General features: G+C 60.4%; 29 protein-coding genes and 1 pseudogene. 14 read left to right on the top strand and 16 right to left on the bottom strand.

The features are described from left to right. Positions 1-1,045 precede the first annotated feature (1,045 nt). The 4 genes from infA to trxB all read right to left on the bottom strand — a co-directional run bounded on the left by infA (position 1,046) and on the right by trxB (position 3,845). Positions 1,046-1,264 carry a translation initiation factor IF-1 gene (infA, locus tag ACXX9E_RS22925; RefSeq protein WP_002553999.1) on the bottom strand — a complete coding sequence of 73 codons (219 nt, stop codon included), beginning with the start codon at positions 1,262-1,264 and terminating at the stop codon, positions 1,046-1,048. A 112-nt stretch (positions 1,265-1,376) separates the two neighbouring features. Then, entirely contained in the window at positions 1,377-2,084 is a 708-nt protein-coding gene (locus tag ACXX9E_RS22920) for an arginyltransferase (RefSeq protein WP_123462480.1), read from the bottom strand. Positions 2,085-2,141: 57 nt separating this feature from the next. Beyond that, positions 2,142-2,822: a leucyl/phenylalanyl-tRNA--protein transferase gene (aat, locus tag ACXX9E_RS22915; protein ID WP_123462482.1), complete on the bottom strand. Its 681-nt coding sequence runs from the start codon at positions 2,820-2,822 to the stop codon at positions 2,142-2,144. A gap of 63 nt (positions 2,823-2,885) precedes the next feature. After that, complete coding sequence (gene trxB / locus ACXX9E_RS22910) at positions 2,886-3,845, bottom strand: thioredoxin-disulfide reductase (RefSeq protein ID WP_123462484.1); 960 nt, start codon at positions 3,843-3,845, stop codon at positions 2,886-2,888. Positions 3,846-4,141: 296 nt separating this feature from the next. Between trxB and ACXX9E_RS22905 the strand changes: the two genes are divergently transcribed. The 6 genes from ACXX9E_RS22905 (at position 4,142) to cysG (ending at position 11,845) form a co-directional block, all read left to right on the top strand. Next, positions 4,142-6,550 (top strand): DNA translocase FtsK, encoded by a 2,409-nt coding sequence (locus ACXX9E_RS22905; RefSeq protein WP_123462486.1) that lies wholly within the window; start codon positions 4,142-4,144, stop codon positions 6,548-6,550. 66 nt (positions 6,551-6,616) lie between these two features. Beyond that, complete coding sequence (gene lolA, locus ACXX9E_RS22900; protein ID WP_123462488.1) at positions 6,617-7,237, top strand: outer membrane lipoprotein periplasmic chaperone LolA; 621 nt, start codon at positions 6,617-6,619, stop codon at positions 7,235-7,237. Between the two features lie 220 nt (positions 7,238-7,457). Beyond that, positions 7,458-8,780 (top strand): replication-associated recombination protein A, encoded by a 1,323-nt coding sequence (locus ACXX9E_RS22895; RefSeq protein ID WP_128615705.1) that lies wholly within the window; start codon positions 7,458-7,460, stop codon positions 8,778-8,780. Beyond that, entirely contained in the window at positions 8,780-9,154 is a 375-nt protein-coding gene (gene crcB, locus ACXX9E_RS22890; RefSeq protein WP_123462490.1) for a fluoride efflux transporter CrcB, read from the top strand. The genes ACXX9E_RS22895 and crcB overlap by 1 nt, the downstream gene beginning before the upstream one ends. A 15-nt stretch (positions 9,155-9,169) precedes the next feature. Then, on the top strand, positions 9,170-10,450 hold the full coding sequence (gene serS, locus ACXX9E_RS22885; protein ID WP_123462492.1) for a serine--tRNA ligase: 1,281 nt from the start codon (positions 9,170-9,172) through the stop codon (positions 10,448-10,450). Continuing rightward, positions 10,451-11,845, top strand: a complete 1,395-nt coding sequence (gene cysG / locus ACXX9E_RS22880) for a siroheme synthase CysG (RefSeq protein ID WP_123462494.1) — start codon at positions 10,451-10,453, stop codon at positions 11,843-11,845. It begins immediately after the preceding gene. Positions 11,846-11,977: 132 nt separating this feature from the next. Here the strand turns inward: cysG and ACXX9E_RS22875 are convergent, their stop codons facing one another. The 8 genes from ACXX9E_RS22875 to ACXX9E_RS22840 form a co-directional block, all read right to left on the bottom strand. Beyond that, positions 11,978-12,979 (bottom strand): glutathione S-transferase family protein, encoded by a 1,002-nt coding sequence (locus ACXX9E_RS22875; protein WP_458556250.1) that lies wholly within the window; start codon positions 12,977-12,979, stop codon positions 11,978-11,980. Positions 12,980-13,070: 91 nt separating this feature from the next. After that, complete coding sequence (locus ACXX9E_RS22870) at positions 13,071-14,072, bottom strand: glycosyl transferase family protein (protein WP_458556249.1); 1,002 nt, start codon at positions 14,070-14,072, stop codon at positions 13,071-13,073. Continuing rightward, entirely contained in the window at positions 14,069-14,404 is a 336-nt protein-coding gene (locus ACXX9E_RS22865; protein WP_123462500.1) for a TusE/DsrC/DsvC family sulfur relay protein, read from the bottom strand. The genes ACXX9E_RS22870 and ACXX9E_RS22865 overlap by 4 nt, the downstream gene beginning before the upstream one ends. Then, positions 14,401-14,694, bottom strand: coding sequence for a sulfurtransferase complex subunit TusB (tusB, locus tag ACXX9E_RS22860; protein ID WP_429540746.1), 294 nt, complete (start codon positions 14,692-14,694; stop codon positions 14,401-14,403). The genes ACXX9E_RS22865 and tusB overlap by 4 nt, the downstream gene beginning before the upstream one ends. Next, positions 14,694-15,050 carry a sulfurtransferase complex subunit TusC gene (gene tusC, locus ACXX9E_RS22855; protein WP_123462504.1) on the bottom strand — a complete coding sequence of 119 codons (357 nt, stop codon included), beginning with the start codon at positions 15,048-15,050 and terminating at the stop codon, positions 14,694-14,696. The genes tusB and tusC overlap by 1 nt, the downstream gene beginning before the upstream one ends. A 1-nt stretch (position 15,051) precedes the next feature. Continuing rightward, on the bottom strand, positions 15,052-15,444 hold the full coding sequence (gene tusD / locus ACXX9E_RS22850) for a sulfurtransferase complex subunit TusD (RefSeq protein WP_128614206.1): 393 nt from the start codon (positions 15,442-15,444) through the stop codon (positions 15,052-15,054). A gap of 94 nt (positions 15,445-15,538) precedes the next feature. Further along, positions 15,539-16,243, bottom strand: a complete 705-nt coding sequence (locus ACXX9E_RS22845) for a YoaK family protein (protein ID WP_458556248.1) — start codon at positions 16,241-16,243, stop codon at positions 15,539-15,541. Between the two features lie 25 nt (positions 16,244-16,268). Then, complete coding sequence (locus tag ACXX9E_RS22840) at positions 16,269-16,598, bottom strand: DUF6388 family protein (protein ID WP_123462960.1); 330 nt, start codon at positions 16,596-16,598, stop codon at positions 16,269-16,271. Positions 16,599-16,732: 134 nt separating this feature from the next. On the opposite strand from ACXX9E_RS22840, the gene ACXX9E_RS22835 reads away from it, so the two are divergent. Further along, positions 16,733-17,083: a hypothetical protein gene (locus tag ACXX9E_RS22835; protein WP_186744348.1), complete on the top strand. Its 351-nt coding sequence runs from the start codon at positions 16,733-16,735 to the stop codon at positions 17,081-17,083. Between the two features lie 122 nt (positions 17,084-17,205). Here the strand turns inward: ACXX9E_RS22835 and ACXX9E_RS22830 are convergent, their stop codons facing one another. Then, a complete protein-coding gene (locus tag ACXX9E_RS22830) occupies positions 17,206-17,631 on the bottom strand; it encodes a GNAT family N-acetyltransferase (protein ID WP_458556247.1) in 426 nt (141 codons plus the stop codon). 149 nt (positions 17,632-17,780) lie between these two features. Between ACXX9E_RS22830 and ACXX9E_RS22825 the strand changes: the two genes are divergently transcribed. The 3 genes and pseudogenes from ACXX9E_RS22825 to ACXX9E_RS22815 all read left to right on the top strand — a co-directional run. Beyond that, on the top strand, positions 17,781-18,218 hold the full coding sequence (locus ACXX9E_RS22825; protein ID WP_123462512.1) for a hemerythrin domain-containing protein: 438 nt from the start codon (positions 17,781-17,783) through the stop codon (positions 18,216-18,218). Between the two features lie 222 nt (positions 18,219-18,440). Beyond that, complete coding sequence (locus tag ACXX9E_RS22820; RefSeq protein ID WP_123462513.1) at positions 18,441-19,076, top strand: lytic polysaccharide monooxygenase auxiliary activity family 9 protein; 636 nt, start codon at positions 18,441-18,443, stop codon at positions 19,074-19,076. A 42-nt stretch (positions 19,077-19,118) separates the two neighbouring features. Next, positions 19,119-20,120, top strand: a pseudogene (locus tag ACXX9E_RS22815) (chitinase); the annotation flags it as partial. A gap of 132 nt (positions 20,121-20,252) precedes the next feature. On the opposite strand, the gene ACXX9E_RS22810 reads toward ACXX9E_RS22815, so the two are convergent. After that, a complete protein-coding gene (locus tag ACXX9E_RS22810) occupies positions 20,253-20,765 on the bottom strand; it encodes a methylated-DNA--[protein]-cysteine S-methyltransferase (RefSeq protein WP_123462517.1) in 513 nt (170 codons plus the stop codon). A gap of 151 nt (positions 20,766-20,916) precedes the next feature. On the opposite strand from ACXX9E_RS22810, the gene ggt reads away from it, so the two are divergent. The 3 genes from ggt to ACXX9E_RS22795 all read left to right on the top strand — a co-directional run bounded on the left by ggt (position 20,917) and on the right by ACXX9E_RS22795 (position 24,365). Further along, positions 20,917-22,644 carry a gamma-glutamyltransferase gene (gene ggt / locus ACXX9E_RS22805; protein WP_186744347.1) on the top strand — a complete coding sequence of 576 codons (1,728 nt, stop codon included), beginning with the start codon at positions 20,917-20,919 and terminating at the stop codon, positions 22,642-22,644. 67 nt (positions 22,645-22,711) lie between these two features. Continuing rightward, positions 22,712-23,245: a cysteine hydrolase family protein gene (locus ACXX9E_RS22800; protein WP_123462521.1), complete on the top strand. Its 534-nt coding sequence runs from the start codon at positions 22,712-22,714 to the stop codon at positions 23,243-23,245. A gap of 100 nt (positions 23,246-23,345) precedes the next feature. Continuing rightward, positions 23,346-24,365: a lysozyme inhibitor LprI family protein gene (locus ACXX9E_RS22795; RefSeq protein ID WP_458556246.1), complete on the top strand. Its 1,020-nt coding sequence runs from the start codon at positions 23,346-23,348 to the stop codon at positions 24,363-24,365. A 21-nt stretch (positions 24,366-24,386) separates the two neighbouring features. Here the strand turns inward: ACXX9E_RS22795 and ACXX9E_RS22790 are convergent, their stop codons facing one another. After that, on the bottom strand, positions 24,387-25,031 hold the full coding sequence (locus tag ACXX9E_RS22790; protein WP_458556245.1) for a TetR/AcrR family transcriptional regulator: 645 nt from the start codon (positions 25,029-25,031) through the stop codon (positions 24,387-24,389). Between the two features lie 144 nt (positions 25,032-25,175). On the opposite strand from ACXX9E_RS22790, the gene ACXX9E_RS22785 reads away from it, so the two are divergent. After that, entirely contained in the window at positions 25,176-25,634 is a 459-nt protein-coding gene (locus tag ACXX9E_RS22785; protein WP_336346371.1) for a GNAT family N-acetyltransferase, read from the top strand. On the opposite strand, the gene ACXX9E_RS22780 is transcribed toward ACXX9E_RS22785, so the two are convergent. Next, positions 25,625-25,933: a DUF7693 family protein gene (locus tag ACXX9E_RS22780; protein ID WP_123462529.1), complete on the bottom strand. Its 309-nt coding sequence runs from the start codon at positions 25,931-25,933 to the stop codon at positions 25,625-25,627. The genes ACXX9E_RS22785 and ACXX9E_RS22780 overlap by 10 nt on opposite strands. Positions 25,934-25,980: the final 47 nt, after the last annotated feature.

Below are 25,980 nucleotides of genomic sequence, written 5' to 3'. Positions count from 1 at the left end.
TCAAGAGGGCGCCTTCGGGCGCCTTTTTGTTGTCTGGGTTTTTTGGGTGAATATCCGTTGCTGCGGTGAGGGCTTATTACGGTTTCGCCCTTACGGCGACTCACTTTTTTTACAAACGCCTAAAAAAAGTAAGCAAAAAAACGCTTGCTCCTACGTGCGGCCCGCTCGCTGAGGCTCGGGGTTCCTTCGCTCCGGGATCGATCCGGGCGCAGCGCCTACGGTTTGCTTCGCTGCACCTCCTCTCGCTGTGTTTGGCTGCGCCAAACGGTCGCTACGCTCCCACGCCCGGATCAATCCCTCCACTCAGCCTTCCGATGTCGCCCGTGGATCAAGATCAAAAGCAGGCGAGCTGACACTCGGCCTATTGAGTGGTGAAGAGCGGGTGTTTGGCTTTGGATTTGTGGTGGATTTACCCCTCACCCCAGCCCTCTCCCTAGGGAGAGGGAGCCGATTTGTGGGCTTTTCAAAATCTGAGTTCGACTCGATATCGCACGTCGGCGTAGCTCTCCCAAACACTTCGATCAGTCCTCTCTCTGGGAGGGTGAGGGGCCGATTTATTTGCTTTTTAGAGCCTGAGTTCAACGCGGTATCGCACGTCGGCGCAGCTCCCCCAAACACCACGGTCAGTCCCCTCTCCCTCCGGGAGAGGGCTAGGGTGAGGGGCTCTTGATCTGGCTCTGGCTTTTGATCTGGCTTCGGCTTTTGATCTTTTGCCCCATCGGCAGGCCGAGCGTAGGTGTTCATCCGGGGGTAGGCGCGCAGCGCCGTGCGGCGAAGCCGCATTCATCGAGAGGAGGTGCAGCGAAGCAAACCGTAGGCGATGCCTCCGGATGGACTCCGTAGAGAGGGAACACTGAGCCTCAGCGAAGTGCCGTACGCCGGGGCAAAGCCTTTTGGGTGACCTTTCCGGCGTTTGGAAAAGGTGACTCGCTGTAAGAACGAAACCGCCAGCGGCAGCACCCGCAGCTACGGATATGCCCACAAAACCCAAATCCCAGACAAACAAAAACGCCCGGTATAAACCGGGCGTTCTGTATTGACTTGATTAACGAGCGCGGTAAGTAATGCGCCCTTTGCTCAAGTCATAGGGCGTCAGCTCGACGCGCACTTTGTCACCGGTAAGAATACGAATGTAGTTCTTGCGCATCTTGCCGGAAATATGCGCGGTTACGACGTGCCCATTTTCCAACTCCACGCGAAACATGGTGTTGGGCAGGGTGTCGACGACAGTGCCTTCCATTTCGAAGCTGTCTTCTTTCGACATGCAGTAAAGCCCTCGGTATCCAATGAATGGCCCGGTGCAACTGCGCCAGGCAAAAGCGGCGTGCATTGTGCCCGAAAAATGGGGTTTACGCCAAGGGGTTTAGGGCTTGGGTTTAGTTCAGGACAACCCAGCGCTGATTAATCAGCAATTCGATGGGGCGATATTGCGTCTTGTAGTTCATCTTTTTGCAGTTTTTGATCCAGTAACCGAGGTACACCGCCTCAAGCCCGAGGCGATGGCTTTCGGCGATCTGCCACAAGATGGCAAAACGGCCAAGGCTGCGGCGTTCTTCGGCGGGTTCGTAGAAGGTGTACACCGCCGACAAGCCGTTTGGCAGTAAATCGGTGACCGCCACGGCGAGCAACCGTCCGTCGAGACGGAACTCGTAAAAGCGCGAGAAGGGCAGGTCGCGGACCAGAAATGTCGAGAATTGATCACGGCTGGGCGGGTACATGTCGCCGTCGGCGTGACGTTGTTCGATATAGCGCTGGTACAGATCGAAATATTCTTCGCTGAACTTCGGCTTGGCCGGACGCACCTGCAGGTCGGCGTTGCGTTTGAAAATGCGCTTCTGCTGACGATTGGGGATGAACTGCGCCACGGGAATGCGCGCAGGTACGCACGCATTGCAGTTCTGGCAATGCGGCCGATACAGATGATCGCCACTGCGACGAAAGCCCATTTCCGACAGGTCTGCGTAGACATGCACATCCATGGGCTGGCTCGGGTCGAGAAACAGGGTCGTCGCCTGCTCCTCGGGCAGATAACTGCAAGAGTGGGGCTGAGTGGCATAGAACTTGAGGCGTGCCAACTCGGTCATGATCAACCCTCGGGATAAGCTGGTGAATTAAGTGTAAGCCACGCGCGCAAAAGTCGCTCAGCAAACCCAGGTGGCACGTTGAGGTTGATCCAGATGATTGGCCAGATAGCGCGCGAATTCACTGCGGGGAATCGCCCGGGCGCCGAGGCTGTGCAGATGATCGGTCGGCATCTGGCAGTCGATCAGCACAAACCCCGAGTCTTTCAAGTGTCGCACCAGTGTGGCAAAGCCATATTTGGAGGCGTTGTCGGCGCGGCTGAACATTGATTCGCCGAAAAACAGTTGGCCCATCGCCAGGCCATACAGGCCACCGACCAGTTCGCCCTGATCCCAGACCTCCACCGAATGGGCAAAGCCGCGGCGGTGCAATTCAATGTAGGCGTCCTGCATGGCTTGCGTGATCCAGGTGCCATCGGCGTAATCCCGTGGCGCGGCGCAGGCGCGGATGACGGCATCAAAATCCTGGTCGAAGGTCACCTGATAGCGCGCCTTGCGCAGTAATTTGCCGAGACTGCGCGAGACATGCAGTTCGTCGGGAAATAGCACCGTGCGCGGATCCGGCGACCACCAGAGAATCGGCTGGCCTTCGGAAAACCACGGAAAGCAGCCATGGCGATAAGCCTGAATCAAACGATCGGCGGACAGGTCGCCGCCGGCGGCGAGTAATCCGTTGGGTTCGCGCATGGCCTTTTCCAGCGGCGGAAAAGTCAGTGAGTTGCGTTGTAACCAAGTCAGCATGGCATCCAGGCTTGCAGAAGGGGAGGGCGGTGCGGGTCGTGTGGCCCGCGATAAAGTGTGCCGTTAAATGACAGGAATGTCGTCCAGATACTTCTCCGCATCGAGCGCAGCCATGCAACCGGCGCCGGCGGACGTCACCGCTTGCCGGTAGACGTGGTCGGCCACGTCGCCTGCGGCAAACACGCCGGGGATCGCGGTGGCCGTGGCATCGCCCTCGCTGCCGCCCTTGATCACCAGATAGCCATCGCGCATTGGCAACTGACCCTGAAACAGGTCGGTGTTGGGTTTGTGGCCAATGGCAATGAACACGCCCGCCAACGACAGTTCGCGGGTTTCGCCGGTGTGGCTGTCGCGCAGGCGGGCGCCAGTCACGCCGCTGGCGTCGCCGAGCACTTCGTCAAGGTTCTGGTTCCAGTGCAGGCGCACGTTACCGCTGGCGGCTTTGTCGAACAGCTTGTCCTGAAGGATTTTCTCCGAGCGCAACTTGTCGCGACGGTGGATCAAGTGCACTTCTTTGGCGATGTTGGAGAGGTACAACGCTTCCTCGACAGCGGTGTTGCCGCCACCGACCACCGCCACCACCTGATTGCGATAAAAGAAGCCATCACAGGTCGCACAGGCGGAAACACCCTTGCCGGCGAAGGCTTCCTCCGAGGGCAGGCCCAGATACTGCGCCGACGCGCCGGTGGCGATAATCAGTGCGTCGCAAGTGTAAGTGCCGCTGTCGCCGATGAGTTCAAACGGGCGCTGCTGCAACTTGGCCGTGTGGATGTGGTCGTAAACGATCTCTGTGGCAAAGCGTTCGGCGTGCTTTTGCATGCGCTCCATCAGCACCGGGCCGGTCAGGCCTTCGACGTCGCCGGGCCAGTTGTCGACCTCGACCGTGGTGGTGAGCTGGCCACCGGCCTGCAATCCGGTAATCACGACGGGTTTGAGGTTGGCGCGGGCGGCGTAGACGGCGGCGCTGTAGCCGGCCGGACCGGAGCCGAGAATGATCAGGCGTGAATGCTTCGCTGCGTTCATCAAATACACCTCATAAGCCTTTGTCACAAAAGACAATGCATGCTCAAATTGAACCGCAGGTTTCGTGCGCTTGGCTATGCTCAATGCTGGGCTTTGAAGCATGGCATCAGACGCACAAACCCGTACAATGCCGGGCTGTAACAGAATATTCGCTGCGCACCGTGTTTATAAAAGCCGCAGCGCAGTGTTAAAAGTAGTCTCAGTTGTGCCCGTTCACTTTTCACCTGCCTGGATTGGGCAGTTTTTTATCGTCATTCAATAGATGGACGCGCCTCGGGCGCAGGAAAAGAAGCGTTTTGAAGAAATCCACCGCAGCACCAAAAACAGTCGTCCCGCTCTGGCGCCAACAGTTGCACTACCGGCTCAAGGAAGGTGCATTGATCGCCATCGGTGCCTTGTGCCTGTTCCTGATGATGGCTTTGCTGACCTACGGCAAGGACGATCCGGGCTGGAGCCACAACAGCAAGATCGACGACGTGCAGAATTTCGGCGGCCCGGCGGGTTCCTACAGCGCCGACATCCTGTTCATGGTGCTCGGTTATTTCGCGTACATCTTCCCGTTGTTGCTGGCGATCAAGGCGTATCAGATCTTCCGTCAGCGTCACGAACCGTGGCAGTGGAGCGGCTGGCTGTTCTCCTGGCGCCTGATCGGTCTGGTGTTTCTGGTGCTGTCCGGCGCGGCACTGGCGCATATCCATTTCCATGCCCCGACCGGTCTGCCGGCGGGCGCCGGTGGCGCATTGGGCGAGAGCCTCGGCGATCTGGCGAAGAACGCGCTGAACATTCAAGGCAGCACGCTGCTGTTCATCGCCCTGTTCCTGTTCGGCCTGACGGTGTTCACCGACCTGTCGTGGTTCAAGGTGATGGACATCACCGGCAAGATCACCCTCGACTTGTTCGAGCTGTTCCAGGGCGCGCTCAACCGCTGGTGGTCGGCCCGCACCGAGCGCAAACAACTGGTCGCGCAACTGCGTGAAGTCGACGATCGCGTACATGACGTGGTGGCGCCGACGGTCACCGACAAGCGTGAACAAGCCAAGGTCAAGGAACGCCTGATCGAGCGTGAGCAAGCCCTGAGCAAGCACATGTCCGACCGTGAGAAGCAGGTGCCGCCGGTCATCGCCCCGGCCCCGGCCAAGGCCCCGGAACCGAGCAAGCGCGTGCAGAAAGAGAAACAGGCGCCGTTGTTCGTCGACAGCGCCGTGGAAGGCACCTTGCCGCCGATCTCGATTCTCGATCCGGCGGAAAAGAAACAGCTCAATTACTCGCCGGAGTCCCTGGCAGCGGTCGGCCACTTGCTGGAGATCAAGCTCAAGGAGTTCGGGGTCGAGGTCACGGTGGACTCGATCCATCCGGGCCCGGTGATTACCCGTTACGAGATCCAGCCCGCTGCGGGCGTGAAAGTCAGCCGCATCGCCAACCTGGCGAAAGACCTGGCGCGTTCGCTGGCCGTGACCAGCGTGCGCGTGGTCGAGGTGATTCCGGGCAAGACCACCGTGGGTATCGAGATTCCCAACGAAGACCGGCAGATCGTGCGCTTCTCCGAAGTGCTGTCGACCCCCGAGTACGACAACTTCAAATCGCCGGTCACCCTGGCCCTGGGCCACGACATTGGCGGCAAACCGGTCATCACCGACCTGGCGAAGATGCCGCACCTGCTGGTAGCCGGTACCACCGGTTCCGGTAAGTCGGTGGGGGTGAACGCGATGATCCTGTCGATCCTGTTCAAGTCCGGCCCGGAAGACGCCAAGCTGATCATGATCGACCCGAAAATGCTTGAGCTGTCGATCTACGAAGGCATTCCGCACCTGTTGTGCCCGGTGGTTACCGACATGAAGGACGCCGCCAACGCCTTGCGCTGGAGCGTCGCCGAGATGGAGCGCCGCTACAAGCTGATGGCGAAGATGGGCGTGCGTAACCTGTCCGGCTTCAACGCCAAGGTCAAGGAAGCCCAGGATGCCGGCGAGCCGTTGAGCGATCCGCTGTACAAGCGTGAAAGCATTCACGATGAAGCGCCGCTGCTGCAGAAGCTGCCGACCATCGTCGTGGTGGTCGACGAATTCGCCGACATGATGATGATCGTCGGCAAGAAGGTCGAAGAACTGATCGCGCGTATCGCGCAGAAGGCCCGTGCGGCAGGTATTCACTTGATCCTCGCGACCCAGCGGCCGTCGGTGGACGTGATCACCGGTCTGATCAAGGCCAACATCCCGACCCGTATGGCGTTCCAGGTTTCGAGCAAGATCGACTCGCGGACCATCATCGACCAGGGCGGCGCCGAACAATTGCTCGGCCACGGTGACATGCTCTACATGCCGCCGGGCACCAGCCTGCCGATCCGGGTTCACGGCGCATTCGTGTCCGACGATGAAGTCCACCGTGTCGTCGAAGCGTGGAAACTGCGTGGCGCACCGGAATACAACGATGACATCCTCAACGGTGTCGAAGAAGCAGGCAGCGGTTTTGAAGGCAGCAGCGGTGGCGGCGACGGCGATGATCCGGAAGCGGACGCACTGTACGACGAAGCCGTGCAGTTTGTGCTGGAAAGCCGTCGCGCCTCGATTTCCGCTGTACAGCGCAAGTTGAAGATCGGCTACAACCGTGCCGCGCGGATGATCGAAGCCATGGAAATGGCCGGTGTCGTCACCTCCATGAACACCAACGGTTCGCGTGAAGTGCTGGCCCCGGGCCCGGTACGCGACTGATCCCAGAAGCAAGAGGTGGCACAATGACGTGCCGCCGCTCTCCCACGAGTATTCAAGAGGACTCCCATGCGTCTGATCCGCATGCTGTTGCCAGTACTGGCACTGACCACATTCACGGCCCACGCCGATGACAAGGACGTGGCTCGTCTGACCCAATTGCTGGAAACGTCCAAGACCCTGAGCGCGAACTTCTCGCAGCTGACCCTCGACGGCAGCGGCACGCAGTTGCAGGAAACCACCGGCGACATGACCCTGCAGCGTCCGGGCCTGTTCTACTGGCACACCAATGCGCCGGCCGAGCAGACCATGGTCTCCGACGGCAAGAAAGTCACCTTGTGGGACCCGGATCTGGAACAGGCGACGATCAAGAAGCTCGACGAGCGTCTGACCCAGACCCCGGCGTTGTTGTTGTCCGGTGATGTGTCGAAGATCAGCCAGAGTTTCGACATCACGGCGAAAGAGGCAGGCGGCGTGATCGACTTCACTCTGAAGCCGAAAACCAAGGACACGTTGTTCGACAACCTGCGCCTGTCGTTCCGCAACGGTCTGCTCAATGACATGCAACTGATCGACAGCGTCGGCCAGCGCACCAACATCCTGTTCACCGGGGTCAAGGCCAACGAGCCAGTGCCGGCCTCCAAGTTCAAGTTCGACATCCCCAAGGGTGCCGACGTGATCCAGGAATAAACCCCGGATCCTGAACTGGGCCTTTGTGGTTTGGAGCTTTTGTGGCGAGGGGATTTATCCCCGTTCGGCTGCGCAGCAGTCGCCAAAACCATTGCACTTGGTAGGCCTGATACAACGAAATTGCTGGTTTAAGGGCCGCTTCGCAGCCCAACGGGGATGAATCCCCTCGCCACAGGGTCACCCACAGAGTTCAGAAAATTCGAGGTTTCAACGCTACGTGATGGATCTGTTTCGCAGTGCACCGATTGCCCAGCCACTGGCCGCGCGTTTGCGCGCGACCAATCTGGATGAGTACGTCGGTCAGGAGCACGTGCTCGCTCGCGGCAAGCCTCTGCGTGAAGCGCTGGAGCAGGGTGCCCTGCATTCGATGATTTTCTGGGGCCCGCCTGGCGTGGGTAAAACCACCCTGGCGCGATTGCTCGCGGAAGTCTCGGACGCGCACTTCGAAACGGTCTCGGCGGTGCTTGCCGGGGTCAAGGAGATCCGTCAGGCGGTTGAAATCGCCAAGCAGCAGGCCGGTCAGTACGGCAAGCGCACGATTCTGTTCGTCGATGAAGTGCACCGGTTCAACAAGTCGCAGCAGGATGCGTTCCTGCCTTATGTCGAAGATGGCACACTGATCTTCATCGGCGCCACCACCGAAAATCCTTCGTTCGAACTGAACAACGCCTTGTTGTCGCGGGCCCGCGTCTATGTGCTGAAAAGCCTCGACGAAGCGGCGCTGCGCAAACTGGTGCATCGCGCACTCACCGAGGAGCGTGGGCTGGGCAAGCGCCACCTGACGCTCAACGATGAAGGCTTCCAGATGTTGCTGTCCGCCGCCGATGGCGACGGTCGACGGCTGCTCAACTTGCTGGAAAATGCCTCGGACCTCGCCGAAGACAACAGCGAGATCGGCACCGAACTGCTGCAAAGCCTGCTCGGCGACACCCGTCGGCGCTTCGACAAAGGCGGCGAAGCCTTTTACGACCAGATCTCCGCGTTGCACAAATCGGTGCGAGGTTCCAACCCCGACGGCGCGCTGTACTGGTTTGCGCGGATGATCGACGGCGGTTGTGATCCGCTGTACCTGGCCCGGCGCGTGGTGCGCATGGCCAGCGAAGACATCGGCAACGCCGACCCGCGTGCCCTCAGCCTGTGCCTGGCGGCGTGGGAAGTGCAGGAACGCCTCGGCAGCCCGGAAGGCGAACTGGCCGTGGCCCAGGCCATTACCTACCTGGCCTGCGCCCCGAAAAGCAATGCGGTGTACATGGGGTTCAAGACCGCCCTGCGCGCCGCCGCTGAAAACGGTTCGCTGGAAGTGCCGCTGCACCTGCGCAACGCGCCGACCAAACTGATGAAACAACTGGGCTACGGCGATGAATATCGCTACGCCCACGATGAGCCGGACGCCTACGCCGCCGGCGAAGACTATTTCCCTGAGGAGCTTGAGCCGATCCCGTTCTACCAACCGGTGCCCCGAGGCCTGGAATTGAAGATCGGCGAGAAGCTCAACCACCTCGCTCAACTCGATCGTTTAAGCCCAAGACAGCGGAGAAAATAGTGCTTCCATTGATTGTTGCAGTCTCCGCCGGCGGGATTGCCGGCACCCTGTTGCGCTTCGCCACCGGCAATTGGGTCAATGCCAATTGGCCGCGGCACTTCTATACCGCGACGCTGGCCGTTAATATCGTGGGCTGTTTGCTGATTGGCGTGTTGTACGGCCTGTTTTTGATACGCCCGGAGGTGCCGATCGAGGTGCGCGCCGGGTTGATGGTCGGCTTCCTCGGGGGGCTGACGACTTTTTCATCCTTTTCACTGGATACGGTGCGCCTGCTGGAAAGCGGGCAAGTGCCGCTGGCCCTGGGCTATGCGGCACTCAGCGTATTCGGCGGGCTGCTCGCGACGTGGGCCGGCCTGTCCTTGACCAAACTTTGATAACGAGAAACCGACATGCTCGATTCCAAACTGTTACGTAGCAACCTTCAGGACGTAGCGGACCGCCTGGCTTCCCGTGGCTTTGCCCTGGATACCGCGCGCATCGAAGCGCTGGAAGAACAGCGCAAGACCGTCCAGACCCGCACCGAAGCACTGCAGGCTGAGCGTAACGCGCGTTCCAAATCCATCGGTCAGGCCAAGCAGCGCGGCGAAGACATCGCACCGTTGATGGCGGACGTCGAGCGCATGGCGGGCGAGCTGAGTGCCGGCAAGGTCGAGCTGGACGCGATCCAGACCGAACTGGACTCGATCCTGCTGGGTATCCCGAACCTGCCGCACGAATCGGTGCCGGTCGGCAAAGACGAAGACGACAACGTCGAAGTGCGCCGCTGGGGCACCCCGACCGCCTTCGACTTTGAAGTGAAAGACCACGTTGCCCTGGGCGAGAAGTTCGGCTGGCTCGACTTTGAAACGGCCGCCAAACTGTCCGGCGCGCGTTTCGCCCTGCTGCGCGGGCCGATCGCTCGTCTGCACCGCGCCCTGGCGCAATTCATGATCAACCTGCACGTCAACGAGCACGGCTACGAAGAGGCTTACACGCCTTATCTGGTTCAGGCTCCAGCGCTGCAAGGCACCGGGCAACTGCCGAAGTTCGAAGAGGACCTGTTCAAGATCGCTCGCGAAGGCGAGGCCGATTTGTACCTGATCCCGACCGCCGAAGTGTCGCTGACCAACATCGTGGCCGGTGAAATCGTCGACTCGAAGCAGCTGCCGATCAAATTCGTCGCCCACACCCCGTGCTTCCGCAGCGAAGCCGGCGCATCGGGTCGCGACACTCGCGGCATGATCCGTCAGCACCAGTTCGACAAAGTCGAAATGGTCCAGATCGTCGAGCCGTCGACGTCGATGGAAGCGCTGGAAGGCCTGACTGCCAACGCCGAGAAAGTCCTGCAACTGCTGGGTCTGCCTTACCGCACTCTGGCGCTGTGCACCGGCGACATGGGCTTCAGTGCCGTGAAGACCTACGACCTGGAAGTGTGGATCCCGAGCCAGGACAAATACCGGGAAATTTCGTCGTGCTCCAACTGCGGCGACTTCCAGGCCCGCCGCATGCAGGCGCGTTTCCGCAACCCGGAAACCGGCAAGCCTGAGCTGGTGCACACTCTGAACGGCTCGGGTCTGGCTGTCGGTCGTACCCTGGTGGCCGTGCTGGAAAACTACCAGCAGGCTGACGGCTCGATCCGCGTACCGGACGTGCTGAAGCCTTACATGGGTGGCCTTGAGGTCATCGGCTAAATGAAATATCTGCCGCTGTTTCACAACCTGCGCGGCAGTCGTGTGTTGGTTGTCGGTGGGGGGGAGATTGCCTTGCGCAAATCCCGCCTGCTGGCCGATGCCGGTGCGCTGCTGCGGGTGGTCGCACCTGAAATCGAACCGCAACTGCGTGAACTGATCACCGCCTCGGGTGGTGATTGCCTGTTGCGCGGTTACGGCGAGGCGGATCTGGACGGTTGCGTGCTGATCATCGCCGCCACCGACGACGAGGCGCTCAATGCCCAAGTGTCCAGTGATGCCCATCGGCGCTGCGTACCGGTCAACGTGGTGGATGCGCCGCAATTGTGCAGCGTGATCTTCCCGGCGATCGTCGATCGTTCGCCGTTGATCATCGCAGTGTCCAGCGGCGGCGATGCGCCGGTACTGGCGCGGTTGATTCGCGCCAAGATCGAAACCTGGATTCCCTCGACCTACGGCCAGTTGGCCGGTCTGGCCGCGCGTTTCCGTAATCAGGTGAAGAACCTGTTTCCGGATGTGCAGCAACGTCGCGGTTTCTGGGAAGACGTGTTTCAGGGCCCGATTGCCGACCGGCAACTGGCCGGGCAGGGTGGCGAGGCCGAGCGTCTGCTGCAAGCCAAGATTGATGGCGAAGCGGACATCACCACCGGTGAGGTGTATCTGGTGGGCGCCGGGCCGGGCGATCCGGACCTGCTGACCTTCCGCGCCCTGCGTCTGATGCAGCAAGCCGATGTGGTGCTGTACGACCGTCTGGTGGCGCCGGCGATTCTTGAGCTGTGCCGTCGCGATGCCGAGCGGATCTACGTCGGCAAGCGTCGCGCCGATCACGCCGTGCCGCAGGATCAGATCAATCAGCAACTGGTCGATCTGGCCAAGGCCGGCAAGCGTGTGGTGCGGTTGAAGGGCGGTGATCCGTTCATCTTCGGCCGTGGCGGTGAAGAGATCGAAGAACTCGCGGCTCACGGTATTCCGTTCCAGGTGGTACCGGGGATCACGGCGGCCAGCGGTTGCGCGGCGTATGCCGGGATTCCGCTGACCCATCGCGATTACGCGCAGTCAGTGCGCTTCGTCACCGGGCACCTGAAGGACGGCTCCACCGATCTGCTTTGGGCCGACCTGGTTGCCCCGGCGCAGACCCTGGTGTTCTACATGGGCCTGGTCGGGTTGCCGGTGATCTGCGAGCAGTTGATCAAACACGGTCGCTCGGCCGATACCCCGGCGGCGTTGATCCAGCAGGGCACCACGGTCAATCAGCGGGTGTTTACCGGCACCTTGGCTGATTTGCCGCGCCTGGTGGCGGAGCATGAAGTGCATGCGCCGACGCTGGTGATCGTGGGTGAAGTGGTGCAACTGCGCGAGAAACTGGCGTGGTTCGAGGGTGCTCAGGCGCAGGTTTGAAAACCGCGTCGCCTCTATCGCTGGCAAGCCAGCTCCCACGGGTTTTGTATTGAAGCTGCAATTTTCAGCTTTATACAGATCCCTGTGGGAGCTGGCTTGCCAGCGATGGCGTCCTCAACATCAGCGAATCAATCAGCCCCTGCGCCAAACCCCTTTCCCGCTCAGCCGCGCCCGATCATGGGCCACACTGAAATCCTGCGCCGGCCCCTTCGGCACAACCCCCGTCGGGTTGATCGTCTTGTGACTGCCGTAGTAGTGATGTTTGATGTGCTGAAAGTCCACGGTCTCGGCAATCCCCGGCCACTGATACAGCTCACGCAACCAGTTAGACAGGTTCGGGTAGTCGGCAATCCGCCGCAAATTGCACTTGAAGTGGCCGTGATACACCGCGTCGAAGCGAATCATCGTAGTAAACAGACGCACATCCGCTTCAGTCAGGAACTCACCGCTCAGGTAGCGGTTGGCGCCCAGCAACTGCTCCAGATGATCGAGCTCGGCAAACACCTCATCGAACGCCGCTTCATAGGCCTGTTGCGAGGTGGCGAAGCCGGCGCGATACACGCCGTTGTTCACTGCCGGGTAGATCCGCTCGTTCAGCGCGTCGATCTCGCCGCGTAACGGTGCCGGGTAGAAGTCCAGGTCGTTGCCGGTGAGGTTGTCGAAGGCGCTGTTGAACATGCGGATAATTTCCGCCGACTCATTGCTGACGATGCGCTTGAGCTGCTTGTCCCACAGCACCGGTACCGTGACGCGCCCGGTGTAGTCCGGGGTGTCGGCGGTGTAGCGCTGGTGCATGAAGTCGAAGTGATCGAGTTTGTCGCCGGTCGAGCCGAGAGCCTTGTCGAAGGTCCAGCCGTTTTCCAGCATCAGCCAACTGACCACCGAGACGTCGATCAGCTTTTCCAGACCCTTGAGTTTGCGCAGGATCAGCGTGCGGTGTGCCCACGGGCAGGCGAGGGACACGTAGAGGTGGTAGCGTCCGGCTTCAGCGGTAAAACCGCCTTCACCGCTCGGCCCCGGCTGGCCGTCAGCGGTGACCCAGTGACGCCGCTGCGCCTGTTCGCGCTGGAACGCGCCGTCCTTGCTGCTTTCGTACCACTTGTCCTGCCAGTGGCCATCGACGAGTAAACCCATGATCAAGACTCCATAAACCAATAAACGTTGGAGTCGAGTCTATTCCGATGAGTTCGAACAAAAAGCGCAAAGATCGGGCGCGAATGATCGGTTAAATCGATTTGTTCCGCGCGGCCCAGTAGCGTTCGGCGGTTTCGAAGGCTTGCTCGCGGCTTTGGCCAAGGCCGCGCAGGGCCAGGGCCATGGTCGAGATCAGGGCCAATTGCGGATAGCTGTCGACCACCTCGCCGCGCCACACCGCTTTCAGATGCTCGATGTCCAGCGCGGCCGGTTTGACGTGGCGCTGGCTCGACAGCTGCGGCCATTCCTCGTCCCAGCTCTCGCCGCCGGCGGTGCCGTACAAGTGGCTGTTGGCGTCCGGATTGATCTCGATTTCACCGCCGTCGCCCTTGACCACAATCGCCGTGTCGCCGAGCAGGCCGCTGGCCTCCCGGTGCACGGCTTGATAACCCGGGTGGAAAATACTCTGCAGACCACAACGCGCGCGCAGCGGATTGAGAATCCGTGCCAGCGAGTGGATCGGCGAGCGCAGGCCCATGGTATTGCGCAGGTCGATCATCTTCTGCAACTGCGGCGCCCAGTCCATCAGCGGCATGAACGCCAGGCCGCCGTTATCCAGTGCGCTGCCGACCTGTTGCCAGGTGCGGCACAACGGGATCTGCAGTTCACCGAGCAGTTGCTCGGTATACAGGCGCCCGGCGGTGTGGGCGCCGCCGCCATGCATGAAAATCCGCACACCGTTTTGCGCCAGGCATTTGGCCGCCAGCAGGTACCACGGCAGATGACGTTTCTTGCCAGCGTAGGTCGGCCAGTCGAGGTCGACGTTCAGCGCCGGCGTCTGCAAACGCTCGCGCAAGGCTTCGGTGAAACCGGCCATTTCCTCGGCGCTTTCTTCCTTGTGCCGAAGCAGCATCAGAAAGGCGCCGAGCTGGGTGTCTTCGACCTTATCGTCGAGCACCATGCCCATCGCCTCTCGGGCTTCCTCGCGGGTCAGGTCGCGGGCGCCGCGCTTGCCCTTGCCGAGGATCCGCACGAATTGAGCGAACGGGTGTTCGGCGGGCGTTTCGAGGGTCAGCGCTGGAAAGTCAGTCATAAGCAATTCGTCGGTTTGGGCAGGCCCGCCAGTTTCGCGGCGAGTTTGGCAGGGGTGCCTTTGAACAGTCGGTTCAGGTGCAGGCTGTTGCCTTTTTCCGCGCCGAGTTTCAACGCGGTGTACTTGATCAGCGGGCGCGTGGCCGGCGACAGCTGGAATTCGGCGTAAAAGCTGCGCAACAGTTCGAGGACTTCCCAGTGTTCGGCGGTGAGTTCGATGTCTTCGGCGGCGGCGAGGGCGCCCGCGACATCGTGGGACCAGTCTGCGAGGTCAACCAGAAAGCCATCCTTGTCCAGTTCGATGGCGCGGGTGCCGACGGTCAGGGAATTCATAGCCAGCTGTTGACCTTGTCGTGGTGGATCGATAATTCGACGAAGGCCGGGTAGTCGATGGCTTCGACCCAATCCGGAATCTGCTGGGCGCGGGCCTGGGCGTCTTCGGTGAGGACGAACAGTTGCAGCTGACGGCTTTGCAGCGCCGTGAATGGCGCGGTGCCGGATTGCAAGGCATACACGGCGTCGCCGCACAGCAGCAAGGCGTCGGCCGTGCCGATCACACGCAGGCAACTGCTCAGGCGATCGTCGCCGAACGGGGAATGAGACAACACATGCAAAGTCGACATCAGAGGGTGATCACCTGGTCGTAACGGTCAATAAGGGCGGTGATTTGCTCGGCGGCGAGCGGCTGCGCCTCGTCCAGCGACAGATCGCTCAGCCCACGCAGGCTGGCGCTGTCGGCGCAATAGAACAGTTCTTCAACACCGAACATCGGCAGCGCCTGCAGGTTGGCGCTCAGGTCCTTTTGCTGCAAGGCTTTGGCGTTTTGCCCGGCGGCCAGTTGCAGCACGCCGTCGTCGAGAAACAGCAGGCCGATCGGCAGGTCGAAGGCGCCACCGGCCAGCACGATATCCAGTGCTTCGCGGGCGCCGGGGCCGGACCAAGGCGATTGGCGGCTGATGATCAACAGGGATTTGGCCATGTCATGCGCCTCCGAAACAGATCAAGCGGTCGGCATCTTGCGCGGCGTCGTGCAACTGGCCAAGACCGGACAGCTCCCACGGCGCGCTGACGGACACGGCGTCACGCTGATAGCGTTTGGCTTCTTCGCCGTTCAAGGCACCACGGCGCAGGGCGGCGGCGATGCACACTACGCCATCGAGTTGCTGCTCGGTGATGAACGCACGCCATTGTTTGGGCAGGTCGAGTTCGTCCTGCGGGGTGACCACCGCGTCGGAAGCGTTGTAGACGCCATCCTGGTAGAAAAACAGCCGGACAATCTCATGCCCCCCGGCCAGTGCCGCCTGGGCAAACAGCAGGGCGCGGCGCGAGGAGGGCGCATGGGCGGCGGAAAACAGCGCAATGGCGAACTTCATGACGGACTCGATCAGCGAAACTGCGGCCATGATAAAGCTTTATGAAGTCATCCGCGAAACCGAAGTCATGCACATGACCCCACAGGATCGCATTTCAACGGGGCATGTAGCCTAACTGCCAACGACGCGGAATGGCCAGGGACAGCACGCCCAGCATCGCGGCCAGTACACCACTGGCCAACATCGCCTTGAGGCCAAAATGGTGTTCCAGCACCGCGCCAAGAATCGCGCCGATAAACATCCCGCTCCACGGCACCAGTTGCACCCGCCAGCCATTACGGCGTTCGCCGAGCAACCAGCGGCCCAGGCCACGGCCAAAGCGTGACAGGGCGCCGGTGACATAGGTCAGCCCGACCGGGAGGCCATTCACTTCCTCGACCGACGCGTTGAGCATGCCCATCGCAATGATCGCCGCCAGCAGCGCCGGCAATTGTGCGTCATACGGCCAGATCGCCGCCGCGCAGAGCAGGCTGGCGATACACAGCAGCAGCGGCAGCGCCCGGCGGCCGCCGAGGCGAGCAACGAGCACGCCCAGGGCGTTACCGACAATAAAGGTCGCGACGAGGATCACCAGGCGCACGGTCAGCCCGAAATCACCATCGCTGATCGCCACGGCCAGGCGTGTGGTATTGCCACTCATGAACGAAACAAAGTCGCCGCTGGCCATGAAGCCGATCGCATCGGTCATGCCCGCGAGTACCGATAGGCTGGCCACCAGCGCCAGGCCCACGCGCCCGCGCCACTTTTGCGTGTGCAGGTGGCCGGGGCTGGCGCGGTGAGTCGAGGCGGATGGCAGCATGGGTGCAGGTGTCCTTGCGCAGCGATTAAGGTTCTATGCCATACAGGTCGCAATATTCCAGCCAGTCCATGCCAGCCATCTCTGCGACTTCGCGATGCACCTCCAGGCGCTGCGCGCGATATTCCTGCGGCGAATCGGTGGTCAGTTGCAGGGTCAGTTCCCAGGCAAACAGGCCCTTGCTCTCGGCCTCCGCCTCAAATGCTTCGTGCAGACGCTCTTCGCGATACTGGGCCTGGGTTTCGCCTTTGGCCTGGGCCAGCAGTGGGTTGAGGTTGTCGAGGGTTTCGCGCAAGTCAGGTCGCGCGTCGAGAAACAGTTGCAGGGCATGTTCATGTCGCTGGTCGGTAGGCGCCATGGGTTTTCCTTGTGAGGCTGATGACCGTAGGTTGCCGTAGCTGCCGGCGTGTGTCGCGTGATAAATGCAGTAAAGCAGAACGATTCCTGCCGCTGCGGTGCTACAGTCCGCTTTTTTCTGACTGAGCGAAAACAATGCGAATTCTGATGGTAGCGCTGGCGGCAACACTGCTGGCCGGGTGCGCGGGTTCGGTGATGGATGATGCTCGCACGAGAACGCCGTACAAAGTCATGACCTCGGACAAGCCCGAGAAAAACGTGGCCCAGTGCGTGCAATTCGGCTGGCAGGACGAAGCGGTGTTCGGCGTGGATGCCGCCGCCTATCTGGAACCGCGCAAACAGGGTGGTACGACGGTGTACACGCGTTCCGCCGAGTCGTTTGTCGATGTGACGACCGGGCCGTCGGGCACGACGCTGAATTACTACGTGCAAAAGGATGATTTTGTCGCCAAGCGGCGCTTGGCGGCGTTGGCGACCTGCCTTTGATCATGCATTGATGCGGCCAGCCTCAGCGCGGGCAAGCCCACAGGATTTTGTGTGTCGCTGAAGATTTCAGCCTCACCACAAAACCTGTGGGAGCAGGCTTGCCCGCGAAGGGGCCGGCCCCTTCAAACGATCAAGCGCTTCTGGAAAAAATGCCGTTTATGTCCCGGCGGGTAGTCGTCGATTTCCCCAAACTGGCTATACCCGAGCTTTTCGTAGAACGCCGGCGCCTGAAAGTCGAAGGTGTCGAGCCATGCCCCGATGCAGCCTTTCTCCCGCGCCAGGTCTTCGGCCATGCGCATCAGCTTCGATCCAACACCCTGACCGCGGCCAGCCTCGGGCACTGACAGCAAATCGATGAACAGCCACTGGCACACCAGCCGCCCATACAGCCCGCCAAGGATCTGGTTGTCATCGTCGCGCACCAGCAGGGTGAGCGGCTCAGATACCGCGATCCCGGCCTTGGCGACGTTGTAGGCATGCAGGGGCGCCAGAATGGCCTGGCGTTCTTCTTCGGTGTTGTTCAGCGACTGCTCGATGCGCAACTTCATGCGTGACGTCCTTGTAGTGTGAACCCGCAGCCTAGCCTGTCTAGGGGGCATCTTCAAAGCCCTTGCCCCAACCGTTTGGAACCGCCGCTCCCGCGTTGCGGTCTAGCCTTTACAGCGTCATTCCAGCACGCGGTTGATGAGGACCCCCCATGAATATTTTTGAAGCCCTTCGTGAAAGCCATGACCGCCAGCGTACCTACGCCAAAGCCCTGATCGCGACCAGCGGCGATACGCCGGAGCGCGTTGAAGCCTACAAGCAGCTCAAGGCCGAACTGCAGGCCCATGAAACTGCTGAAGAGCGCCACTTCTATATCCCGCTGATGGAATTCGACAACGGTGTCGATCTCAGCCGCCACGCCATTTCCGAACACCATGAGATGGACGAAATGATGGAAGAGCTCGACGAGACCGAGATGTCCAGTCCGGCGTGGCTCGCGACCGCGAAAAAACTCTCGGACAAGGTGCACCATCACCTCAAGGAAGAGGAACAGAAGTTCTTCCAGATGGCCGGGAAACTGCTCGACGACAAACAGAAAGAACAGCTGGCCGGGCAATACGAAAAGGAGTTCCAGGCGCAACTGCCGTGACGCGTGAATGCGCGATTTCGTAACCTTGACGTGTAGGTCTTTGCCTATGCGTCGAGTGAGATTCGCCGCACTTAACTGTACATATATCCAGTATTTTCGCTGTTTTACCGATTGTGTCCCGGCAGGCTGCGACAAAACCGCCGATGGACAAAAAAATCACCTCCGTTAGCTTGAAGGCCTCTCCTCGGAATGGAGAGTTCTTAAATCAACGGAGTGAAAAACATGAATCAACCACAAGCACAAACCCAACTGCGACACGGTCGCGTCATCTCCCCGGCCAGCCGCGGTGCGGTGGCGATCGAGCAAGGATTGCTCGGCGCCTGGCAGGTCAACGAAATGGAAGGCGGCAAGAATTTCCCGGCCCTGGCTGCCGGGCCTTTTCCGGCGCCTTACCAGACTGACTCCGACAGTGTCACGCCGCCTGCCGATGGCTACATCCTCAGCGGTGGCAAGACCGATGCCCGTGACTGCGTGAACTTCACCCAGGAAGAGATGAGCAAAAAACTCGGCCGCCCGTTCACCTGGCCGCTGCTCAATGTCACCCCGGGGCAGACCCTCGACATCCAATGGGAATACACCGCGCCACACACCACTCGTGGCTATCGCTGGCTGATCACCAAGGATGGCTGGGACCCGAAACAACGCATCACCCGTGCGCAACTGGAAGCCCAGCCGTTCTTCGAGGATTTTTACACGCAGGTGCCTTACTACAGCTATCCGAATGAGCTGAAGGCCAAGGTCAATCACGCGGTGAAACTGCCGGCCAACAAAAAGGGCCACCACGTCATCGTGCTGATGTGGATCGTCGCCAACACCGGTAACGCCTTCTATCAGGCCTTCGACGTCGACTTCAAATAAGTCGTCATCACCCTGAACCCACACGTTCTGAAGGATTAGAACATGTCAAAGATCGACTTTTCTTTAATGCAAAACACCACGAGCGATGCCGCCTCGCTGATGCCAAGCATCGCCGGTAAAAAGATCCTCATGGGCTTCTGGCACAACTGGCCCGCGGGGCCGAGCGACGGCTACCGTCAGGGGCGCTTCGCCGAGCTCGCTCTGGAAGCGGTGCCCAAGGAATACAACGTGGTTGCCGTGGCGTTCATGAAGGGCAGCGGGATTCCAACCTTCAGGCCGTATAACCTGTCCGACGCCGAGTTCCGCCGCCAGGTCGGCGTTCTCAACAGTCAGGGCCGGGCGGTGCTGATTTCCCTCGGTGGCGCCGATGCGCAGATCGAGTTGCGCGCGGGGCAGGAACAGCCACTGGCCAACGAAATCATCCGTCTGGTGGAAACCTACGGTTTCGACGGGCTGGACATTGATCTTGAACAGAGCGCGATTGATTCCGCTGCCAACAAGACCGTCCTGCCGGCTGCGCTGAAACTGGTCAAGGATCACTACGCAGGCCAGGGCAAGCACTTCATCATCAGCATGGCACCGGAGTTTCCGTACCTGACCAGCACCGGCAAATATGTCGGTTACCTGCAAGCGCTGGAAGGCTACTACGACTTCATCGCCCCGCAGTTCTACAACCAGGGCGGCGATGGCATCTGGGTGCCGGAGGCCAACAGCGGCGCTGGCGCGTGGATCGCCCAGAACAACGATGCGCTGAAGGAGGACTTCCTGTATTACCTGACCGAAAGCCTGGTGACCGGCACTCGCGGGTTCACCAGGATTCCTGCCGAGAAGTTCGTCATCGGCTTGCCGGCCAACGTCGATGCGGCGGCGACCGGTTACGTGATCGACAAAGCGGCGGTGGGCAATGCGCTCAAGCGTCTGGCAATCAAGGGGCATCCGATCAAGGGGCTGATGACCTGGTCGGTGAACTGGGACAACGGCAGCAGCAAGGATCATGTGCCGTACAACTGGGAGTTCAGCCAGCGTTATGGTCTGCTGATCAATGGAGTGAAGCTGGCTGAGTAAGTGAGCCAAAGGGCCCGGTAGCGCTGCCGGGCTCTTTGCTTAGCGATCAAAAGAGCACCTCCATTGAAATTCAGTCCCCTGAAGGCGCTGCCGAAGGCTGCGATCTTTTCTTTAAAAACCCTCCAGCCGCCCCGTGCCGGGCCGCTGCCCACCTTCAAGCACCAGCAAGCGCTCCTTGGCCTCCAGCCCCCCGGCGAACCCCGTCAATTTCCCCGAGGCACCAATCACCCGATGACACGGCGCAACAATCGAAAGCGGATTTTTCCCATTGGCCGCACCGACGGCCCGCACGGCGGCGGGATGGCCGATCTGCTCGGCAATCTGGCTATAGGTTCGCGTCTCGCCAAACGGAATGGTCAGCAGCGCCGCCCAGACTTTTTTCTGGAAGTCGGTGCCGACAAAGTCCAGCTCCAGATCGAAGCAATGCCTTTGTCCGGCAAAATATTCTGCAAGTTGCCGAGCGGTTTTCATCAGCAGCGGATTGTCCGGCGCCTCGCTCATCGGCCCGAGACGTACGCGATTGGGTTTGTCGTTTTCCCAGAGGATGGCCACCAGTCGTGAACCGTTCGCGACCAGCTTCAGCTCACCGACCGGTGAGGGCAGGGTGATGAACGTATACGACATGGTGACCAGCTCCGGATCAGAGGATGAACAGTGCTCAGCATACTGCCTGATGGGGGAGGCGCAATACGCAAAGCCGACCATACTGCTTGTTGCTCTTGAAGCGTTCCCCTCTGTTTTGCACAGCCCCTAAAACAAAAAAAGAGATCGACTCATGAAGTACGAACCTTTGGCCAAATCGCTGATCGCGACCTCACTGGCACTCAGTTGCCTCATGGCTCACGCTGCTTCGGTGGCCCCGGTTGCCGCCGAGAACGGTATGGTCGTCACGGCGCAACATCTGGCCACGCATGTCGGTGTCGATGTACTGAAAAGCGGCGGTAACGCGGTAGATGCGGCGGTTGCCGTCGGTTATGCGCTGGCGGTGGTTTATCCCGCGGCGGGCAACCTCGGTGGCGGCGGTTTCATGACGATTCAACTGGCGGACGGGCGCAAGACCTTCCTCGATTTCCGTGAAAAAGCCCCGCTGGCGGCGACCGCCAATATGTACCTCGACAAGGACGGCAACGTCGTGCCCGATCTGAGCACCCGAGGCCACTTGGCGGTCGGCGTGCCGGGCACCGTTTCGGGCATGGAACTGGCGCTGAGCAAATACGGCACCAAGCCGCGCAAGGAAATGATCGCTCCGGCCATCAAACTGGCCGAAGACGGGTTTGAACTGCAGCAGGGCGACGTCGAACTGCTGGAGTACGCCACCGACGTGTTCAAGAAGGACATGCGCGATTCCGGCTCGATTTTCCTGCACAACGGCGAACCGATGCAGGTCGGGCAGAAACTGGTGCAGAAGGACCTGGGCAAAACCCTGCGCACCATTTCCGAGAAGGGCGCCGACGGTTTCTATAAAGGCTGGGTGGCCGACGCGATTGTCACGTCCAGTCAGGCCAACAAGGGCATCATCACTCAGGCCGACCTCGACAAATACAAGACCCGGGAACTGGCCCCGGTGGAATGCGATTACCGTGGCTACCACGTGGTGTCGGCGCCACCACCGAGTTCCGGCGGCGTGGTGATCTGCCAGATCATGAATATCCTCGAAGGTTATCCGATGAAGGATCTGGGCTTTCACTCGGCCCAGGGCATGCACTACCAGATCGAAGCGATGCGCCACGCTTACGTGGATCGCAACAGCTACCTCGGCGACCCGGATTTTGTGAAGAACCCACTCGAACATCTGCTCGACAAGAACTACGCGACCAAACTGCGCAACGCGATCCAGCCGCAGAAGGCCGGTGTTTCGGCGGAGCTGAAGCCTGGCGTGGCCCCTCATGAAGGCAGCAACACCACTCACTATTCGATCGTCGACAAGTGGGGCAACGCGGTGTCGGTCACTTACACCCTCAATGACTGGTTCGGCGCCGGCGTGATGGCGAGCAAGACCGGGGTGATCCTCAACGATGAAATGGACGACTTCACCTCCAAGGTCGGCGTGCCGAACATGTATGGACTGGTGCAGGGCGAGGCCAATGCCATCGCTCCCGGCAAGGCGCCGCTGTCCTCGATGAGCCCGACCATCGTCACCAAGGACGGCAAAGTGGTCATGGTGGTCGGCACGCCGGGCGGCAGCCGGATCATCACCGCGACCTTGCTGACCATGCTCAACGTCATCGACTACGGCATGGGCCTGCAGGAAGCGGTCGACGCGCCGCGCTTCCACCAGCAGTGGATGCCGGAGGAAACCAACCTCGAAGACTTCGCGGCCAGTCCGGATACGAAGAAAATCCTCGAGAGCTGGGGCCACAAGTTCGCCGGCCCGCAGGATGCCAACCATATCGCGGCGATTCTGGTCGGTGCGCCTTCGCTGGGCGGCAAACCGGTAGGGAAGAACCGCTTCTACGGCGCCAACGATCCACGGCGCAATACCGGCTTGTCACTGGGTTACTGAGCGGCGTAAAACAGGGGGCGGACGGCGTTCCGCCCCCGTCTCAAGGATTGATCAAGGAAGGCTCATCATGACCACCGCATTACTGATCATCGATGTTCAGCGGGCTCTCTGCTCGGGCCAATACCAGTGCCACGACATTCACCGCGTGATCGACACGATCAACGCCCTCGGCGCACGTGCGCGCAAGGCCGGCGTGCCGGTCGTGCTGATCCAGCATGAGGAAAAGGACAGCCCGTTGGCCTACGGTGCCGAGGGCTGGCAACTGGCCGAAGGACTGGCAACGTCCGCCAGCGATCTGCGGGTACGCAAGACTGCCCCGGATTCGTTTTATCAGACCGAACTGCGCAAACTGCTGCCCAGTGAAGATTTCGAACAACTGGTGATCTGCGGTCTGCAGACCGACTACTGCGTCAACGCCACCGTGCGTCAGGCGCATCAACTGGGTTACGACGTAGTGCTCGTTTCCGATGGCCATTCCACCCTCGACAACGGCAACATGAGCGCCGAGGACATCATCGCCGAGCACAACAAGGATCTGGCGCACCTGACCGGCTCCGTGGCGCGGATCGATGTCAAACCGGCTGCTGAAATCAGGTTCTGACCGACACATCCAATTTCCCCGTGGGAGCAGTCCCGCTCCCCCAGGATTTCTGTCAGCGTCACTGGCATACTGCGCGCCGTCTGAAGAATGGAATCTACCGATGTTCGCGCTCAAGCTCCGCCACCTCCTGATGCTCTCAGCGTTCGCTGTTGCCCCCGGCGTCCACGCCAGCAGTTTCGATTGCGCCAGTGCCGGCACCCCGACTGAAAAAACCATTTGTGCCGATCCGGATCTCTCCAATCTTGACCAGAGGCTGGGTTCGGCATGGCAGTCCGCTGTGGCAAAGGTCGCCGACCCGAAAGCCCTGAAAGCGGATCAGCGAGGATGGCTCAAGCAACGTAATCAATGTAACGAACAGGTCCCCTGTTTACGCCGGCAGTACCTGATGCGGCTCACGGCCCTTGAATACATGGTCAAGCCGTTTTCCTGGAATAGCACCTGGCAGCTGATTCCCTGGGGTGTTTCAGAAGGGGCAGAGCTGAAAACACAGCGCAAGGGGGCCTCACAGATCACCTTCGATATTTCAGCGGCGAACGGTAGTCACTCGGGTGAACTGGAGGGGGTCGCCACTGTGGAGGGTACGCAGGCCCGTTACGCAGAAGGAGACTGCGTTTTGACGTTCACGGCGCTCAATGGACTCATGGACGTGACACAGACTGGCGATGCTTCCGACTGCGGTGCCGGGATGGGTGTTTACTACGGCGGTCGGTATGTGGCATCGAAGCAAACGGTCGCGGTGGGTTATGACTTGCTCACACTGGGCGTGGTACAGACTCGACGAGAGAACGAGATCGTGCACACGCTTCTCGGCGGCGACTATCAGGTGCTTCTGCAAAACTGTGGCATTACACAGACAGGTGATGCCTCTGTCGATGTACCTAATGGTGATGTCAGCAAATACTGGGTCCGGGGGCTGCCATCGAGCAATGCAGCGATTGTGATGCGTGCACCGGATGAGCGTATCTGGCTGGTGGTGTTGGTATTTGACCAGCAGGGTAAATCCCGTGCGCGCTACTACACCAACGTTGCCGAGTGGAAAGGGCGTTTGCCTGACGCCTTGCGCGCCTGGCACAGGGACCTGGGGGGTGAATTGGTTCTGCCTCTGGACTTCATGCCCTGACCGGGTTGCGCGGCTGCCTCTTCAAGTCGCAAATAAAACCCCACGAATCGCCCCCGTCCGCGGCGGCATCATCACGCCTTCCAGCACCATCCGCGTGATCGTCAGCGCTGCCGTCTGGTAGTCCTCATCCTGCGGCTCGGGTCGGCCAGTGATGCAACCCATCTGCCAGCCAATATTGGTGTACGTGCGCGTCGCCGACCAGATGAACAGCATCAAATGCTCCGGATCCACCGGGGCCAGCAAACCGCGCTCGATCCAGCTGCGCAAACATTCAACATTGCGTCGCGCCTCAGCGTGCAAGAGGTCGCGGCACTCAGCGGGCAGTTGGCGACCACCCAGCAGCAATTCGCCGCTGAACACCTTGGCAGCCGCCGGATTTTCACGGGCGATGCGAATTCTGGCAGCGACATAGGCACGCAGGCCAATCAGCGGGTCATCGCTTTCACGCAACACCGCCGAGGCTTCCAGCAGTGGCTCGACAAAACCCAGCAGCACTTTGCAGTACAGGTTTTCCTTGGTCTGGAAGTAGTAATACAGGTTGGCCTTGGGCACCCCGGCGCGGGCCGCGATGTCACGGGTCTGGGTCGCGTCGAAGCCGTTGGCGGCGAATGCCTCGCTGGCGGCGGCCAGAATCGACTGTTCGTTGCGAACGCGGATGGCGCTCATGGATACACGGTAAGAATGGACGGCATGGGAAGGTTCTGACGAAATCGGTTTCGCAATATACAAAACTATATAGCGATGAAGCCAGCGCACTCGACACGCAGCGCTATGCTGGTTCGAACATTCAAACAAAGGAGGGAAGGGCAAATGACCATCAAGGCGCGGCGAGCGGACGCAACACATCTGGATGCGGTGGCACCGTTGTTCGACGCTTACCGGGGGTTTTATCAGCAGCCGGCGAACCTGGCGCAATCGCGGGCGTTTATTGCCGAACGCCTGGCTAACGACGAATCGGTGATCTTTTTCGCAGAGGATGACAGCGGCGAAGCGCTCGGTTTTGTGCAGTTGTACCCGACGTTTTCCTCCATTGATGCTCACCGCACCTGGCTGCTCAGCGATCTGTTTACCACGCCTGCCGCTCGTGGCTGCGGCGTGGGCCGACTGCTGATGAACAGCGCCCGCGACTTTGCCCTGCAAACCGGCGCCAAGGGCCTGGTGCTGGAAACCGCCACCGATAACCTCACCGCGCAGAGCTTGTACGAATCGCTGGGTTATGTGCGTGACACCGGTTACTACACCTACCTGCTGGATTTGCGTCAGGCTTGAGTGCAGGCCTTCAGCAACCGCTCGATCTGCGCCAATTCCCAGGTACTGAGCAAACTCACAGGATCAGTGCCGTAGCGCTGCCAGGTATCGAGCGCACCTTCCTGGCCATCGGCACTGCGGGCGTATTCACAGTGATGTAACTGCGCGTCTGCAAAATCCAGCAGCAGTCGCCAGCCTTCGATATCGACGGCAATCAGTGCGGATTCGCCTGGCGCTGCGCACACTTCAACTGTCAGTACGCCCAGTGCGGCTTCACGCAGACGCTGGCTCACTTCGCGGGCAGTCAGAAAACACGGCATGTTCTGCACTCATTCAAAGCACGAGCGCGCAGCATAAAGGTCAGGTT

Source organism: Pseudomonas sp. GNP014, from assembly GCF_054344005.1.
Note: the sequence above shows the minus strand (reverse complement) of the source record. Positions and strands in the feature narration are given on the sequence as shown.